Annotated in this window: 14 protein-coding genes; 3 read left to right on the forward strand and 11 right to left on the reverse strand. The window is 59.7% G+C overall.

Translation table 11 applies throughout. From position 1 onward, the window contains the following. Positions 1-29: 29 nt before the first annotated feature. Both QOM10_RS11295 and QOM10_RS11300 read left to right on the forward strand, forming a co-directional pair. A complete protein-coding gene (locus QOM10_RS11295) occupies positions 30-287 on the forward strand; it encodes a DUF1652 domain-containing protein (protein ID WP_127926739.1) in 258 nt (85 codons plus the stop codon). Between the two features lie 1,404 nt (positions 288-1,691). Then, positions 1,692-2,342, forward strand: coding sequence for a trimeric intracellular cation channel family protein (locus QOM10_RS11300; protein ID WP_224794703.1), 651 nt, complete (start codon positions 1,692-1,694; stop codon positions 2,340-2,342). A 123-nt stretch (positions 2,343-2,465) separates the two neighbouring features. Here QOM10_RS11300 and QOM10_RS11305 read toward each other — a convergent pair whose 3' ends face one another. Both QOM10_RS11305 and QOM10_RS11310 read right to left on the reverse strand, forming a co-directional pair. Next, complete coding sequence (locus tag QOM10_RS11305; RefSeq protein ID WP_034152479.1) at positions 2,466-3,233, reverse strand: SDR family oxidoreductase; 768 nt, start codon at positions 3,231-3,233, stop codon at positions 2,466-2,468. A 22-nt stretch (positions 3,234-3,255) separates the two neighbouring features. Continuing rightward, entirely contained in the window at positions 3,256-4,323 is a 1,068-nt protein-coding gene (locus QOM10_RS11310) for a phosphotransferase family protein (protein WP_316918063.1), read from the reverse strand. A gap of 190 nt (positions 4,324-4,513) precedes the next feature. Here QOM10_RS11310 and QOM10_RS11315 point away from each other — a divergent pair, with 190 nt between their 5' ends. Continuing rightward, positions 4,514-4,909 (forward strand): DUF4280 domain-containing protein, encoded by a 396-nt coding sequence (locus QOM10_RS11315; RefSeq protein WP_316918064.1) that lies wholly within the window; start codon positions 4,514-4,516, stop codon positions 4,907-4,909. A gap of 227 nt (positions 4,910-5,136) precedes the next feature. On the opposite strand, the gene QOM10_RS11320 is transcribed toward QOM10_RS11315, so the two are convergent. The 9 genes from QOM10_RS11320 to QOM10_RS11360 all read right to left on the reverse strand — a co-directional run bounded on the left by QOM10_RS11320 (position 5,137) and on the right by QOM10_RS11360 (position 15,965). Next, on the reverse strand, positions 5,137-5,679 hold the full coding sequence (locus tag QOM10_RS11320) for a toxin-antitoxin system YwqK family antitoxin (RefSeq protein ID WP_150751800.1): 543 nt from the start codon (positions 5,677-5,679) through the stop codon (positions 5,137-5,139). Positions 5,680-5,691: 12 nt separating this feature from the next. Continuing rightward, complete coding sequence (gene tssI / locus QOM10_RS11325) at positions 5,692-7,701, reverse strand: type VI secretion system tip protein VgrG (RefSeq protein WP_316918065.1); 2,010 nt, start codon at positions 7,699-7,701, stop codon at positions 5,692-5,694. Positions 7,702-7,765: 64 nt separating this feature from the next. Continuing rightward, the gene (locus QOM10_RS11330; protein WP_150751802.1) at positions 7,766-8,836 is read right to left on the reverse strand and encodes an OTU domain-containing protein; all 1,071 of its coding nucleotides are present in this window, start codon (positions 8,834-8,836) and stop codon (positions 7,766-7,768) included. 68 nt (positions 8,837-8,904) lie between these two features. Next, a complete protein-coding gene (locus QOM10_RS11335; protein ID WP_174245056.1) occupies positions 8,905-9,588 on the reverse strand; it encodes a hypothetical protein in 684 nt (227 codons plus the stop codon). Positions 9,589-9,699: 111 nt separating this feature from the next. Continuing rightward, positions 9,700-12,240: a type VI secretion system ATPase TssH gene (gene tssH / locus QOM10_RS11340; RefSeq protein ID WP_316918066.1), complete on the reverse strand. Its 2,541-nt coding sequence runs from the start codon at positions 12,238-12,240 to the stop codon at positions 9,700-9,702. Between the two features lie 2 nt (positions 12,241-12,242). Then, on the reverse strand, positions 12,243-13,268 hold the full coding sequence (tssG, locus tag QOM10_RS11345) for a type VI secretion system baseplate subunit TssG (protein WP_150751804.1): 1,026 nt from the start codon (positions 13,266-13,268) through the stop codon (positions 12,243-12,245). Then, a complete protein-coding gene (gene tssF / locus QOM10_RS11350; protein ID WP_150751805.1) occupies positions 13,232-15,025 on the reverse strand; it encodes a type VI secretion system baseplate subunit TssF in 1,794 nt (597 codons plus the stop codon). Before tssF ends, tssG begins: the two co-directional genes overlap by 37 nt. After that, positions 15,009-15,452: a type VI secretion system baseplate subunit TssE gene (gene tssE / locus QOM10_RS11355; protein WP_316918067.1), complete on the reverse strand. Its 444-nt coding sequence runs from the start codon at positions 15,450-15,452 to the stop codon at positions 15,009-15,011. Before tssE ends, tssF begins: the two co-directional genes overlap by 17 nt. 15 nt (positions 15,453-15,467) lie before the next feature. Beyond that, entirely contained in the window at positions 15,468-15,965 is a 498-nt protein-coding gene (locus tag QOM10_RS11360) for an Hcp family type VI secretion system effector (protein ID WP_150650720.1), read from the reverse strand. Positions 15,966-16,036: the final 71 nt, after the last annotated feature.

Here is a 16,036-nt window from a genome sequence, read left to right on the forward strand (position 1 = left end):
CCTTCGAAGTTGCTAAAGGAACAGCCGCAATGATGAATCTTGTGCAGTTGCGCGCACAGCTTGAGCGTAGTTTTTCGCCGCTGGCGTGTGAGTGTCTGGTCGATGGTGATCATTCGCTGACGGTGAAGCTGTATCACCCGGTGTCGGGGCAGGTGGATCTGGTGATCAGCGGGTTGAAGCTTGATGCGTTGCGTACGCCTGAGGCTGTTGAGGCGTTGATTGAAGAGTTGCGGTATGAGCTTGAGAGCAATTCTTTGCGTTTGTTTCGGGATCCGGATTTGGCTTAGGGCTTTTAGGCTTGGCGGCCTTTGGGCCGACCATGCTCTTGGGGTTTTGGGTGTATATCCGTTTCTTCGGGTGCTGCGGCTGGCGGTTCCGCTCTTACAGCGGGTCACTTTTTCAAACGCCAAAAAGTAACCAAAAGGCTGGGCCCCGGCGTTCGGCCCACTCGCTAAAGCTCGGGGTTCCTTCGTTCCGGGATCGATCCGGGGGCAGCGCCTACGGTTTGCTTCGCTGCACCTCCTCTCGCTGTGTTTGGCTTCGCCAAACGGTCGCTGCGCTCCCACCCCCGGATCAATCCCTCCACTCAGCCTGCCGAAGGGGCCAGCACGGCAAGATCAAGAGCTGCAGCCGAGCTAACGCTCATCCTGTTGAGTGGTGAGGAGCCGAGGCGATGCGAGGTGGGAGGTGCCTTGCTTTTGCTTTTCTGTGGGAGCGAGCCTGCTCGCGAAGGCGGCCTGACAGCCGACCTGTTTTTTGCAGATGTACTCGGTTCCACTTTGGGAGCGAGCCTGCTCGCGAAGGCGGCCTGACAGCCGACCTGTTTTTTGCAAATGTACTCGGTTCCACTGTGGGAGCGAGCTTGCTCGTGAAGGCGGCCTGACAGCCGACCTGTTTTGTGCAGATGTACTCGGTTCCACTGTGGGAGCGAGCCTGCTCGCGAAGGCGGCCTGACAGCCGACCTGTTTTTTGCAGATGTACTCGGTTCCACTGTGGGAGCGAGCCTGCTCGCGAAGGCGGCCTGACAGCCGACCTGTTTTTTGCAGATGTACTCGGTTCCACTGTGGGAGCGAGCTTGCTCGCGAAGGCAGCCTGACAGCCGAGCTGTTTTTTGCAAATGTACTCGGTTCCACTGTGGGAGCGAGCCTGCTCGCGAAGGCGGCCTGACAGCCGAACTGTTTTTTGCAGATGTACTCGGTTCCACTGTGGGAGCGAGCTTGCTCGCGAAGGCGGCCTGACAGCCGACCTGTTTTTTGCAGATGTACTCGGTTCCACTGTGGGAGCGAGCCTGCTCGCGAAGGCGGCCTGTCTGGCAAAGCGAATCCCAGCCTGCCAACCCTCGCTGATTCCAACGCAAAATCGACAGCCATACCCCTCCGATCCGGCCGATTCACTGGCGCTTGCGGGGGCCTCGGCTATAAAGAATGAGTGGTCAGGTCTTCCGTGGTCGGTTCGGTCGCGGGAGTTGCTCTTCCATTCATCGCGGATCGTCCTATGAACCCTCTTGGGAAACGCGTGTTGCCGTTGGCTTTTTTTGCTGTGTTGCTGGCGGGTTGTGCCAGTCCACCGCCACCTCCACCGGTAGCGCCACCTCCGCCACCGGAACGTACTTGCCAGGTCCTCGAAAACACCGAGGTCGCCGGTGACGTGTACGCCGACGGGCAGGTTACTCGACACATCACTACAACCCGTTGCGTCACGCAGTAGCGCCGGCGGGGCGTAAGTCCCGGGTTGAGCGGATTGTGCTGGTGGCCGACCTGGCCGGCACGGCGGTGTTTGCTGTCGAGGGTGCGATTGCGGCAATGCGCAGTCAGCTCGATTTGCTCGGGGTGATGGTGATTGCGTTTATCGTCGCCCTTGGCGGCGGGGTCACCCGTGATCTTTTGATTGGTGCGACGCCACCCAATGCCGTGGCCGATTGGCGTTACCCGGCGCTGGCGTTTTTCATGGGCGGGTTGGCGTTTGTCTTTCATGAGCAGGTGCTGGGTTGGTCTGGATCGACGCTGATTGTGCTCGACGCTGCGGGGTTGGCGTTGTTCGCCGTGGCGGGTGCGCAGAAAGCGTTGAATTTCGGCATTACGCCGTTTGTGGCGATGCTGATGGGCACGATCACGGGGGTTGGCGGCGGGGTGATTCGCGACATTGTGCTGGCGCGGATACCGGTGGTGTTGCAGGTGGATTTGTATGCGAGTTCGGCGTTTGTCGGTGCGGCGGTGTTGATCGTTGCGCGCAGGCTGGGCGTTTCGCCGGTAGCGGCGGCATTGCTGGCGGGGGCGGGGTGTTTGACGTTGCGTTTGCTGTCGGTGCATTTCGGCTGGCAATTGCCGAAAGTCATCGCCTGATACAAAACCCTTGTAGGAGTGAGCCTGCTCGCGATAGCGGTGTGTCAGATCATAAATGTTGACTGACCACCGCTATCGCGAGCAGGCTCACTCCTACAGGGGGTTATGTATTTGCTTTGGGGATCAGGACAGGAACCCACCGTCGACGTTGAGCGCAACCCCGGTGGTGTAGCTCGACGCATCACTGGCCAGGTACAACACCGCACCGGCCATTTCACTCGGATCCGCCACACGCTTAAGCGGAATCTGCGTCAGTGCTTGCTTGAGGATCGCGTCGTTCTTCACCAGTGCCGAGGCGAACTTGGTGTCGGTCAGGCCCGGCAACAGGGCGTTGCAGCGGATGCCGAACTGCGCGCATTCCTTGGCGAAGACCTTTGTCATGTTGATCACCGCCGCTTTGGTCACCGAGTAGATGCCCTGGAAGATCCCCGGCGAAATGCCGTTGATCGACGCGACGTTGATGATGCTGCCGCCACCGTTTTCACGCATCAGCTTGCCGGCCTCAACCGACATGAAGAAGTAACCGCGAATGTTCACGTCGACGGTCTTCTGGAACGCGCTCAGGTCAGTGTCCAGCACGTTGCAGAATTGCGGGTTGGTCGCAGCATTGTTGACCAGAATGTCGAGGCGGCCGAACTGTTCCTTGATCCCGGCGAAGACTTGGCTGATCTGCTCCATTTCACCGATGTGGCAAGCCACGGCTGTTGCCTTGCCGCCAGCGGCGATAATCGCGTCGGCAACGTGTTGGCAGCCGTCGAGTTTGCGGCTCGAAACGATCACGTGGGCACCTTGCTGGGCCAACAGTTTGGCGATGGCTTCACCGATGCCACGGCTGGCGCCGGAAACGAAAGCGATCTTGCCGTCGAGGTCGAACAACTGAGTCTTGGACATAAGGGTTCCTTGGTGTGGGCCGTCAGAGGCTCGATTTCGCAATGACTTGCAGGCTCATCTGCTCCAGCAGTTTGTTCATGTGAATGAACTGCGCGAAGCGTTTGTCCTGGGTCTGGCCATGGTAGAAGCGGTAGTAGATCTGCTGCACGATGCCGGCCAGGCGGAACAGGCCGTAGGTGTAGTAGAAGTCGAAATTGTCGATCTGGAGGCCCGAGCGTTCGGCGTAGTAATCGACGAATTCGCGGCGCGTGAGCATGCCCGGCGCGTGGCTCGGCTGGCGGCGCATCAGTTGCACCGGCGCCGGGTCGTCCGCCTCTATCCAATAGGCGAGGGTGTTGCCCAGGTCCATCAGCGGGTCGCCGAGGGTGGTCAGTTCCCAGTCGAGCACGCCGATGATCTGCATCGGGTTGTGCGGGTCGAGAATGACGTTGTCGAAGCGGTAGTCGTTGTGGACGATGCTTGAGGTCGGGTGGTCGGCCGGCATCTTGTCGTTGAGCCAGGCTTTGACCTTTTCCCAATGCGGCGCATCCGGGGTCAGGGCTTTCTCATAGCGCTCGCTCCAGCCTTTGATCTGGCGGGCAACGTAGCCTTCCGGCTTGCCCAGGTCGCCGAGGCCGCAGGCGTTGTAGTCGACGCGGTGCAGTTCAACAAAACGGTCGATGAAGCTTTTGCACAGCGCTTCGGTTTTTGCCGAATGGAGGCCCAGTTCCGGCGGCAGTTCCGAGCGCAGGATGATCCCTTTGACCCGTTCCATCACATAGAACTCGGCGCCGATCACCGATTCGTCGATGCAGTGCACGTAGGCTTTCGGGCAATACGGGAAGCCGTCACGCAGTTGATTGAGGATGCGGAATTCGCGGCCCATGTCGTGGGCCGATTTGGCCTTGTGGCCGAACGGCGGACGGCGCAGGACGAATTCCTGTTCCGGGTATTCCAGCAGGTAGGTCAGGTTCGACGCACCGCCGGGGAACTGGCTGATCGCAGGCTGGCCGCTGAGGCCCGGAATATGTGCCTTGAGGTACGGATCGATCAGGCTGGCATCAAGTTCTTCGCCAGAGCGGATACGGGTGGACTGGTCAGTAAGCGCCATGCTTATCCCTTCTGCTTATTTTGGAGGCCAGACATCATTGGCTAATCTAATGGGGCGCTCGGGCGGTCACAAGCGCGGGTCGGTCTTATAGGTTAGCGTGTTGCCGGATAATCACCTTTGGGAATGTGCGCGACGGGCTGCGGCAGACTAAGGTTTAGCGGGTATGCCATGGTCGAAAAGGAGCTTTGAAATGGGCTGTCCGCAAGTCTGTGCCACGGCCACGTTGCAGTGCAGCTTCGGCGCCGTGCCGTCGATGCTCAACGTGTTGCCGGTCAACCGCACGCTGACCGGCGGGATGCCAGCGGCGAACATCATGGATCACATTCCGCTGGTCAACATCCTGCCGTTCGGTGTGTGCATGAGCATGGCCAATCCGATGGTGGCCGCTGCGACCGCGGCCGCGTTGGGGGTGTTGACGCCAATGCCGTGTATTCCGGCGACGGCCACGCCGTGGATTCCCGGCGGGGCGCCGACGTTGCTGTTGGGAGGGATGCCAGCGATCGATGCCAACTCGACGTTGATGTGCAACTGGGCGGGCGTGATCAAGATTGTGGTGCCGGGGCAGATGCAGATGTTGATTCCCTGAACCGCTACCCTCACCCCAGCCCTCTCCCGGAGGGAGAGGGAGCCGACCGAGGTGTCTTTCGTTGTACGTCGACCTGAACGACCGAGTCGATTATTAGCACTGCCTCGGCCTATCCAAGGAACGGGTCGATTATGGATTCACTGCATATCCTTCACGTCGGTGAACCTCTTCAATATCCCCCAGTCGGTCCCCTCTCCCTCAGGGAGAGGGCTAGGGTGAGGGGCTCTTCAGGCCTGCTGCGGATCCGCCCACTGCCGATACCACCAGCGCACCCGCGAAATCGGCTTGCCATCCGCACCCAATGGCCGCCCGTCCTCGGCAAAACCTTGCTCCGGCTCCAGCAGTTGGCCATTCACATAGCGCGCTTCCACCGCCGGTTTGCCATTCGGATGAAAGCGCTGATAACGCCCCTCACGTACGCCATCGCGATAGAATTCCGCCTCCGCCACTTGCCCATCCGGGAAGTAATTGAACGCTTCGCCATGCAACAACCCGCGCCGATACGTCGCCTTGCGCTGCAGAAAACCTTCTGGCGCATAAAAGCTGGCCACCCCCTGCAGCTTGTCGCGCACAAACGGCATCTGCGCGCAGACCTTGCCGTTGGGGTGATAGAGCAACGACGTGCCTTGCAGCTCGCCCTGGCTGTAATGCAGATCGGCTTGTTTGCGCCCGTCATCCTTGATGTTCAACGGGCCATCGAGTTGACCGTCCTGCAAGCGCCCCTTGAGCTGTTTGTCATTCTGCTGAAGATCCAGCGGTGTGATCGCCATGGCTGCTCCTTGTCAGTTGACCTGCACCAGACCGCCCTTGATGGTCAGCATGCCGCCGCCATCCACGGTCTGCGAGGCTGCGCCCTTGTTGGTCAGGCTGATGCCGGCGTCGTTGGTCAGCGTGGTTCCGGCCTTGTTGTCCAGTGAAGTACCGGCCTGATTGGTCAAGGCCGTTCCAGCCTTGTGGGTGATCGAGGTGCTGGCGGACGTCGCCAGATCGGCGCCGCTCTTGATCGTGAAGCTGCCGCCACTTTGCAGGGTCAGGGTGCCGCTGACCTTGATCGTCAGGTTGCCGTCGACCGTCAGGCTGTAATCACCGGTGACCTTGTCGGTGTAATTGCCGCCGGTGCTGTGATTCTGGTCGGCGCCGACTTTCACCGTGCGGCTGTCCTTTACATCGAGGCTGTCGCTGCCGGTCTGAATCGTGACGCTGCGTTTGCCTTTTTCCAGCGTCACCGTCTCGTCGCCGTCCTTCACTGTGCGGGTGCGCGCGTTCTGCACGGTGAGGGTTTCGTCGTGGCCGACGGTGGCGGTAGTGTCGTTGAGCACGTTGATGTTGAAATCCTTCTGCGCCTGCAAGAACACTTCTTCAGCGTCCTTTTTGTCCTCGAAGCGCAATTCGTTGAAACCGCCGCCACCCTTGGACGACTGAGTCTTGATCCCCGATTGCGTCTGATTGGCCGGGAGGGCATAGGGCAGGGCGTTGTCGCCGTTATAAACGCAACCGGTGACCAGTGGCCGGTCCGGATCACCGTCGATAAACGTGACGATGACTTCCTGGCCGATGCGCGGGATGAACTGCATGCCGAAGCCTTTGCCGCTCCAAGGCAACACCACGCGCACCCAGCAGGAGCTGGTTTCATCGTTCTTGCCGTCGCGATCCCACGGGAACTGCAACTTGATCCGGCCGTATTCGTCGGTCCAGATTTCCTCACCGGATTTACCGACGACGATTGCAGTCTGCGGATGCATGCGCGGCTTTGGCGTCACACGTTGCGGGCGAAACGGCGTGGCTTTGGGGATGGCTTCGAAGCGGTTGCGATAACTGTCGTGGCTGGCGTCATGGGTGACTCGCGTCACCACCCAATCGATGTTCAGACTGGCATCGTCGTACCCTTCGAGGGTGAACCAGTGCCCCGGCACCAGCCATCGACAATCGCTTTCACCGACAAAGCGTTTCTCTTCGCTGCGCAAGCCGTCAACCCGTTGCTTGGTCAGCGCATCACCGCGCGCCTTGGCGTTGTAGCCGCCCGGATGCTCGTAGATCGAAAGCGGCCCGGCCACCGCTTCGGCCTGGTCGTACAGTGAGGTTGTCGGCGTGGTGAACTCATAATCCGTCGCCCGATACACCCCGGACACAGCTTGCAGGCACACCTGCCCGGAGCGAATGCCGTGCAACTCACGCTCACCCAGACCTTGCCCCAAATACTTGACCGTCGGCCCGTTGGGGATCTGTACGAAGGCATCGTTGCTGTCGCCGAGCACCAGCGTGTGCTTGCCTTCATCGTGGGTGAAGAACCAGAAGATGCCTTCTTCTTCCATTAACCGCGAGACGAAGGCGAAATCGGTTTCGCCGTACTGCACGCAGTATTCGCGAGGGGTGTAACTGCCGGTCAGCGAGAGTTTGAAATCGGTGAAGCCGTGAGCCTTGAAAATCGTCGTGACGATGTCCGACGTGGCGAGGTTCTGGAATACCCGGTTGTTGCTCGCGAGGGTCAGCCACCACAGCCACGGTCTGAGCAGGATCTTATAGCGCTCGGCTGTGGCATCGGCGGGCAGTTGGCGGATCTCGGCTACCAGTGCGTCGAACTCGCGCATCTGCGCATCGTTGTGCAGAGTGGTGGTGACGTGGGTAGCGATAGCGCTGGTCAGCGTAAGAGAAGTGCCGTCGTTGAGACCGTTGAGGGTTTGTGAACCCAATATGTTCAGGGCTTCGTCGCCTGAAAACGACTCAGGGAACAGCGCCGACAGCGAAGTGGCGGTGAGTGAAATCGTAGTGCTGCTGTCGGTGGCGCGAGGCATGAATTGGCCTTTGGTGAGCTTTCAGTTCATGGAGGACGGTGACGATTTTTTCCGCTGGCAGCACTCACGGCGTGGTGTAGTGATTGCCGTTTCTGTATTCAATTTGAATGGGCGCTGTTTCAGTCGTTGCATTGAACGCAATCATTGAAGTAAATCCCTGATTGGGGATCATGACGTTGATCTTTACATTATATATTTGCGCAATGATCGCTATTTCTATACCTCCACCCCAAGTTCCGGATAGTCGCATGTTTGTAATGTACGCCACCGTGATGCCCCAGGTTTCACAGAAGGCCGGGTTGTTATCCATGTACAAGCAAACGTAGTTTCTGAGGTCCTCGTGTGATATTCCATGCATACCCCTTTGCTGAAGACATCTTGAGAGCGTATGGAACAAACAGTTGCCATCTGTGGGTATTCCATTTTCATCACGAGATTCACTGATTGGTAGTCGCGGAAGATCTGATGAAAAACCGTTGCTTTTCTTGAGTAACTCGATGTCCTTGGGTGAAATCAGGTCAGTGTCTATCGTGCTGAATATGCCGAACCATGGTGCGTCGGAAGGCGCGTTAAGGGCTTCATTTTTCTTGGTTTTGGCTTTGATGATGAGATTGACGACTTTGAATGTACGACGAGTGGTCTGAAATATGCTTAGAGGGGAGCGGGCGAGGTTTTTGTTGGAAGCCTTGATTGTTCCCTTGTTGGTCCAACCATTGGATTGAGTCTGGCCAATACCCCAAGACATGTCGCCGCTTTCCGCCTTTCCGGTTGACCACCCGTGGGTGTAAAGCTCCTTGATCCATTGGGGAGCATAAACTTCGACGAGTACCGCATAGTTACTACGCCCGAACATTTTGTTGAGGTAGGCTTTGCTGTAGTTGCGGAATGATGCGAATCCCTGATGGCCAGCGGCGGATAACACGGTGCCGAACCGGAACGCCTCGAACTCTTCGGCGGTCATCGCCCGATAGAAACAGGTTTGGTTCTCAGCGGAATTCAGCGGAGTGGAATCATCGAAACGAGCAGGTGCAGAGTAAATGGTGTACTCCAGCGGTTTGCTTTGATGGGGGTCGATGGTTAGCCGAAACTCATCAATAATGCTTTCGATCGTAATTATCTTTTTGAAGTTGCACATGATGCACCGCTTCTCGGTTGGGGATGGGAGGGACTGTTTGTTTATTTATGGGTAGACGTTGTCAGCGCTTACCCGATGTCCATCATGTCGGGAGTCCAGTCAATATCCATTGCTTCGCTGACTTCGGCGTCAATCTCCATTTCGTTATAGGAAAATTTCACCTGCTGGTTTTTGCTGCTATCCCAGTAGTAAGTAACTTTTGCGAATGACTGTTGATGAAGATGTTTGCCCCCTGGCGTGCGGGTTGTTTTTCGACCTGTATGGGCGCCTGCATTTTTAACGACACTATTGTTCATTGTTCTGCCGTGCATGGTGGTGTACAGGTTGTACTTGTTTCCAAGCAGCTTATGTAGCCTGCCGACGAAGCTGTCATAAGAGGGCTGAAAAACTTTTTCGGTGGTGGATTGATCTGTGCCGAGTGCCAATTTGCACGAAGTCACCGAAATGACGTCTGGCAAGTTGGTGCCGAGCCCACACTCACTGAGATACCAGGCAACCTGATCAACGGAGAATGATCCCAGCGTTTGCTTGGAATGACTGCCATGACCACGCACGTAGAGACGCCATGGCCCCATCGTTCCGGACGCTGTCTGTGCGACGGTTTGAGGGGATGTTGTATTGGCAATGAACGAGTGCGAAGTGACCCCGGTTGTATTTCCTTTGGCGATTATGGAGTTCGTCCCGTTATTGATGGTGTCGTCACCGTGTCCTGAAAGGAAAGACAGGAGGACTTGCGATAGGTATTTGGACATTTTTTATCTGCCGCTGGATGGTTGAAAGGCCCGTCTGGACGGGAGCATCGCTGAGAATGAACCGCTGTTAGCACGCAACTACTGAGATTGGTTTCTCCCTATCACGTCAAGCTATTCCAACACCCACTCTGCCAACTTCCCCGTCACCTGCGTCATCAACACATTCTCGACATCCCGCGCACCCGCCGCGCTGCACTTGGCGAGCACCGCTTTGACAATTCCCGAATCAAACTCGAACTGTTTGCCGGTCGCTGCCTTGTAGCGGCCACGCAACTTCTCAAGTTTGGCGAGCACAATCCCTTCCAGCGTCGCCTCATCCAGCGGCCGATAGGCAACCACGGTCATGCGCGCCAGAAACGCCGGGCGGAAGGCTTGCAGCAGGACCTTGTGCAACGCTTCGTTGAAGACTTCGGAGCCGAGTTGTGCAACCGGCGTATCAAGTAGAAGCTCAGCGCCGACGTTGCTGGTGGCGAGCATCACGGTGTTCTTGAAATCGACCACCAACCCGGTGCCGTCCTCCATCAAGCCCTTATCGAACACGTTGTAAAACGCCTCGAGCACATCCGGGTGTGCCTTCTCGATCTCATCCAGCAATACCACCGAATAGGGTTTGCGCCGCACCGCTTCGGTCAGCACACCGCCGCTGCCATAACCGACATAACCCGGTGGTGCGCCTTTGAGTTGGCTGACGGTGTGGGCTTCCTGATATTCCGAAAGATTGATGCTGATCAGGTTGCGTTCACCGCCGTACAACGCATCGGCCAGGGCATAAGCGGTTTCGGTTTTGCCCACGCCCGTGGGGCCGACCAACAGGAACACACCGACTGGTTTTTGCGGGTCGGTGAGTCCGGCGCGATAGGCTTGCAAGCGTTGTGCGATGGTATTGAGCGCGGTGCTTTGGCCCATCACTCGTTGGCCCATGCGCTGGCCGAGGGTGCGCACAGCGTGGGCTTCGTCGGCAAGCATTTTGCCGACGGGGATGCCGGTCCAGCCGGCAATCACGGCGGCGACGGTTTTGGTGTCGACCTGTTCCGGCACCAGTGGATCGTCCTGACGAATCGCGTCGAGTCCGGCCTCAAGGCGCAACAGCTCGGCGGCGAGATGATCGATGCGGCTGTCGGTGGCTTCATCGGGTTTGTCGCTGTCGGCACGTTCGCTCAAGGTCAGCAGTTCACGACGCGTGTCGAGCAGTTCGCGTACGGCTACACGCTCTTCGCCCCAGCGGGTTTCCAGTTCGCGGATGGCTTGCACATTGGTCTTCGATTCACTTTCCAGCAGCGTGATGCGTTCGCGGTGGTCCAGCCCGGTGGCCTGTTCGCGGCGCAGACGGTCGACTTCTTCTTTCAGACTTTGCTGGCGGTGGCGCAGGCTCTCCAGCGGCGGCGGCACATCATGCTGGCCGAGGGCGACGCGGGCGCACGCGGTGTCGAGCACGCTGATGGCTTTGTCCGGTAACTGGCGGCCGGAAATGTAGCGGTGCGAGAGCTTCACCGCTTCATGAATAGCGGCATCAAGCACCTGTACGCCGTGGTGCTGTTCAAGTTTGGCGGCCACGCCGCGAAGCATTTCCACGGCAGTGATTTCGTCCGGTTCTTCAACCTGCACCAGTTGAAAGCGGCGGGCGAGGGCAGGGTCTTTCTCGAAATATTTTTTGTATTCCATCCACGTCGTGGCAGCGAGGGTGCGCAACTCACCCCGAGCCAGCGCCGGTTTCAGCAGGTTGGCGGCATCGCTGCCACCCTCGGCACCGCCAGCACCGATCAGGGTATGGGCTTCGTCGATGAACAGGATGATCGGTTTGTCGGCACTGCGCACCGCGTCAATCACGCCCTTCAAGCGCTGTTCGAATTCACCTTTGACCCCGGCACCGGCCTGCAACAGACCGAGGTCGAGCACGCGCAGGCTGACTTCCTGCAACGACGGCGGCACATCCCCGGCAGCGATGCGCAGGGCCAGGCCTTCGACCACGGCGGTTTTACCCACACCCGGTGCGCCGACCAGAATCGGATTGTTTTGCCGACGGCGCAGCAGAATGTCGATGCACTGGCGAATCTCACCGTCGCGACCCACGATCGGATCAATGCGCCCGGCATGCGCGTCGGCCGTCAGGTCCTGGGTGTATTGATCGAGCACCGAGTCCCGGCGTGGGGCTGAATTGGCCGATGAACCCGGACGCGCACCGACATGTTCACGAGAGTTTTCCGTCCATTCCAGCAGGTTCGCCCTGAGTGCTTCCTTGGGAATCCGCAGCAACGACGAGGCGCTGTTGAGCAACAAGCTGCGGCGCTCATCGCGATCGATCAACGCCAACAACAGCAACCCGGAACGAATGCTGTCGAGCCCCAGCACACTGGCCTGCACCACTGCATCTTCGAGCAAACCGAGGGTGTGCGACGACAGCGCCGGCGTGCGCGTACTGCCCGCCTTGAACAGGTCCAGCGCCTTGTTGATCTCCGCCGTGAGCGCATCACGTTCCAGGCTGAAACGCGGCAGCAGAAAAGCCAAATCACCGCCCTCGATGTCGAGCAGTTCCAGCAACAGATGTTCGATCTCGACAAAGTGATGGCCGCGTTGCAAACAGCGCTGCGCGGCGCGTTCGAGGGCGCGACGGTTGTCCGGGTTGAGGCGTCCGATCAGGCTGGCCAGTTCCATGTTCAGGTGATCTCCAGCTGACGAAGGCGGGTTTCGATGGTTTGCACGCCGAGGCTGGCCTGACGCTGCAAACCGCCGTTCCAGCTCAGCAAAACCGGGGTCTGGCGAGCGAGTTTCAGCGGCCCGGCCCCGCGCACCCGCAGCACCAGTCTGACGTCCAGATCCGGGCCGAAATACAACCCGGCGAGGCTGGCCAGTGCCGGGTGTGATTCGCCATCCGGTAGAAAGCGCGCCGCCTGTATCGATGGCAACGGCCCGAGGGTCAGGCGAATGCCGGCGTGTTCATCCCAGACCCGCGTGCCAGCCACGGCGCTGCGGCCCAGTTGCAAGTTGCGTCCACCCGGTTTGATCACGCTGCGGCTGGCCGGCGGGATCTGTCGCCAGGCACCTTCGTAAGCGCTCAATTCGACCGGCACGCCAAACTGCTCGCGGACAATCGCGGCGAACCCCGCCAGTGAGCGACGGCCATCGGCAAACAACGCCGTGCACGCGAGCACGGCGCAGTCGGGAACAGCCTGGCGCTCCTGCAAAGCCTTGGGCAGCAAACCGGTCAGTGCGCGCAATTGCGCCTGCACCGGCGAAGCCCCCGGCGTGACAAAACCCAACGCGACCCGGTGTTTGCGCATCACTTTGTAGAGCAGGCTGAGCAAGCGATGCTGGAACAGATCGAGAAACGCGGCCGGTGCATGATCCTTGGCCCGCGCCCGTTGTTGCAGCCAATCCTGATAGGCGTAGGGGAGAGGGCCGTCCGGGCCGCCGAGACCGAATATCGGTGTGTCGAGTGTCAGCGGTTCGCCAGGCTCTTCGTGCAGGGCTTCGATCTGGCTGGCGGCAAACGCCGGTGTCAGTGGCCCGCGCAGTTTCAGCGCTTCGGTCTGCGGCGAGGTGCCGCTGCCGAGTGGATCGGCCTGCGGCTGCTCGCGTTCGAGCAACAGCAACGCCTGCAGCCATTCGAAGGCCTGCGGCTCACGGCGCAGGCGTTGGCTCAGGGTCAGAGCGACAGGGGCATGCCGGCTTGGGGTTGCCATGCCTTGACCTCCTTGTCGGACTGCATCAGGACGGTGCGCACAAAGCGATTGGCCGTGGCGTACAGGGAAAAGAATTGCGCCAGCACCGCCGAAAACAGCACCGCGCTGCTGCCGACAAAGTGCTGCGGATCAAGCTGCAACTGCACTTCCAGACCATTGCGCCAGCCGCGCCAGGCATCGGCGCCGACATGGCCGATCACCCGTTCGCAGCTGAGTTGCAGCAGACCTTCGATCTGTCTCAAGGCGCTGGCCTCATCGCGCAGATTGTGCAAATGCAGAATCTCTTTCAAGGCATCCAGCGCCTGTGGCCCTTCGACCAGAGATAGATGATTGAGGGTCAGTTGCGACACCAGACGCCAGCGCGAATCACCGTCCAGCCGCGGCAGACTCTGTGCGCTCGGCGAATTGCGCAGGCGTGCCCAGGCGACCGGGCCGGGGCGCTCGAAACCCAGCGGCGTACCGGCCGGCAGACTTTGCGCCAGATACCGGTTGGTGCAGAGCAACTCGGCGGTAAGGCTGTAGTCGGGCAGGTCGGTTTGCGGTTCAAAACGGGTGTCGACCACGCTCACCAATAAATCGCTGCCGAGGCGGTTTGGCGTCATGCCGTTGACCCGCCGCGCATGCCAGTAACGCTGTTGATCGCCAGCGCTGTGCTGGCTGCCGTAATACGCCGGCAGGCGCTGCACGCCGGTGCGGGTACTGGCGCGCATGCCGCGAATGCTGTGGATCTCGACGCTGTTCTCGCGGTGGCTGTCGGCGATCAGTCGATACTCGCTGCGCGTACCATCGGGACGCAGCGGTTCGGAAGTCCGTGGGAACAGGTTGATCACCGGCGCGCAGCCCAAGGTGATGTCGCTGGCCTGCAAGTGCAGGCGGCTAGCGGGGGCACGGTCGAAAACGATGTACAGATAGAGGGTCTGACTGTCGCTGGAAACTCCGCGCAACGGCAGATCGAAAAAGTGGAATTTGTCCGGGAAAGCAAAATACTCGGCCAGCAAGCGCATGCCTGGATGGACACCGTCTTCATCCGGCAACAGTGCTTCGTCATCGCTGAAACCGACGATGTTCGGCAAGCCTTTCAGCGCCGTCGGAACACTGCCCGGCGACCCCGCCAGCACCTGCACCGCATGCGCGCCGAGCAGGTCATACAGGCAGGCATTGACCACCGGTGACGCGGCCAGATGGATGCGCAGTTGCTCAATGCCCAGATCTGCCCATTGGCTCTCGCCCAGGCAACGCAGGCTCAAACGCAACGCCGAGCGCGACTGCGCGACGCCGGTCAACGCCTGGGCTTCATCGCTGCCCAGCAGCAGTGCCTCGCTGACTTCGATCGGCCATAAACGAACGGCGGCCGAGGTGCGAAAGTGAATGCTCTCGCCTTTGCTGGTGGTGACGAATAACGGCGTATCACGGGGCAGGGTATAGCCGTCGTCGAGGTTGCCTTTGCTCGGGTCCGGCTCGAACTGCACGATGGCGCAGGACGGCAACGGCCGCATCGCCAACGGATAAAGTTGTTCGAGCAACGCATCGCTGAACTCGGCGTAGTCGTCATCCAGGCGCCGTTGCAGGCGTGCGGCGAGCAGTGCAAAACCTTCCAGCAAACGCTCAACGTGGGGATCGGGGCATTCGCCCGGGGACAGTTCCAGGCGCCGTGCGACTTTTGGATAGCGTTCGGCAAACTGGCTGCCGGCGTGACGCAGCCAGGTCAGTTCGCGTTGGTAGTAGTCGAGCAGTTGCGGGTCAATCGAGTCGCTCATGGCGCACCTCCAGCCCCTCGCCGCCGGGCTCGATGACAAACGCCACCGGCCAGTGCTGCTGGCCGCTGCGCAACTCGCCGAGCAAGCGAATGCGCATTCGCTGCGGATGTTCGGGTAACGGATTGACCTGAACTTCGCCCAACAGCAGGCGCGGTTCAAAATGACTGATGGCTTCGCGGATGTCTCGCGCCAGCTTGCGCCGATCATCGCTGCGCTGCTGTTGCAAGGCGCTCCAGTCGGCGATGCCGTAGTCGATCACACTCGCTGGCGTGGTCCGTGTGAGTGGGCCACGGCGGGTGTTGAACAGGCGCCCGAGCTCGGCGTGCACCGAGTCGAGCAAGTCCTGCCGATCGAATGCGCGCGGGTTCTCGGCCTCGCTGGACGCGAGGCGTTCGAACAGCGGTGCGCGCATGCCGGTGCCTGCCATGGCCAGGACGCCGGGTTAGCTGACAAGCTTGTTGGCGGCCATGTCCCAGGTCGACGCGGCGGTGCCTTCCTTGGTGCCGTCGTCTTTCTGCGCGGTGAGTTCCCATTTGATCTTGGTGAAGTTCAGCGACACGGTTTCCACCGGTTTGCCACCGGTGCCGCCGCTGACGCTGACGTTGGACAGCACCACGTTGGTGAGGGTGTAGACGATGAAGGGCATCAACTGCCCGCTGCCCTCGGCGGCGTTGCGGCCGATGGTGATGACCGCTTCGGGGATCGGTTTGCCGGCGCAGCAGTACTCGTTGAGCGAGGGTGTCGAGCTGTCGACGAACTTGGTAACCGTGAATTCACCGATATGCGGTTTGCCGGAGGTGCGCTCCGAGTTGCTGACGTCGTTGGTGACTTGCATTGCCACATTGTGGCTGTAGGACATGACTTCGATCTTGTCCGCAAAACCTTCGAGCAGGCTGTCGCCTTTGATGTCGCCGCCGAGGTCGAGAATGATTGCATCCATCGCTTGAAACTCCTGAAGAAATTCACATTAGGCAAGTGGGCTGAACACGGAGCTCGTGGCGAGGGGATAAA

The organism is Pseudomonas sp. P108, assembly GCF_032613195.1.
Classification (GTDB): Bacteria; Pseudomonadota; Gammaproteobacteria; order Pseudomonadales; family Pseudomonadaceae; genus Aquipseudomonas.

What these genes read in the sequence shown, in the direction of transcription:
- QOM10_RS11335 (WP_174245056.1), bottom strand. Translation starts at nt 9,588, where the DNA reads ATGTCCAAATACCTATCGCAAGTCCTCCTGTCTTTCCTTTCAGGACAC.
- QOM10_RS11360 (WP_150650720.1), bottom strand. Translation starts at nt 15,965, where the DNA reads ATGGATGCAATCATTCTCGACCTCGGCGGCGACATCAAAGGCGACAGC.
- QOM10_RS11310 (WP_316918063.1), bottom strand. Translation starts at nt 4,323, where the DNA reads ATGGCGCTTACTGACCAGTCCACCCGTATCCGCTCTGGCGAAGAACTT.
- QOM10_RS11295 (WP_127926739.1), top strand. Translation starts at nt 30, where the DNA reads ATGATGAATCTTGTGCAGTTGCGCGCACAGCTTGAGCGTAGTTTTTCG.
- QOM10_RS11315 (WP_316918064.1), top strand. Translation starts at nt 4,514, where the DNA reads ATGGGCTGTCCGCAAGTCTGTGCCACGGCCACGTTGCAGTGCAGCTTC.
- QOM10_RS11320 (WP_150751800.1), bottom strand. Translation starts at nt 5,679, where the DNA reads ATGGCGATCACACCGCTGGATCTTCAGCAGAATGACAAACAGCTCAAG.
- QOM10_RS11330 (WP_150751802.1), bottom strand. Translation starts at nt 8,836, where the DNA reads ATGTGCAACTTCAAAAAGATAATTACGATCGAAAGCATTATTGATGAG.
- tssI (WP_316918065.1), bottom strand. Translation starts at nt 7,701, where the DNA reads ATGCCTCGCGCCACCGACAGCAGCACTACGATTTCACTCACCGCCACT.
- tssG (WP_150751804.1), bottom strand. Translation starts at nt 13,268, where the DNA reads ATGGCAACCCCAAGCCGGCATGCCCCTGTCGCTCTGACCCTGAGCCAA.
- tssE (WP_316918067.1), bottom strand. Translation starts at nt 15,452, where the DNA reads ATGGCAGGCACCGGCATGCGCGCACCGCTGTTCGAACGCCTCGCGTCC.
- tssH (WP_316918066.1), bottom strand. Translation starts at nt 12,240, where the DNA reads ATGGAACTGGCCAGCCTGATCGGACGCCTCAACCCGGACAACCGTCGC.
- QOM10_RS11305 (WP_034152479.1), bottom strand. Translation starts at nt 3,233, where the DNA reads ATGTCCAAGACTCAGTTGTTCGACCTCGACGGCAAGATCGCTTTCGTT.
- tssF (WP_150751805.1), bottom strand. Translation starts at nt 15,025, where the DNA reads ATGAGCGACTCGATTGACCCGCAACTGCTCGACTACTACCAACGCGAA.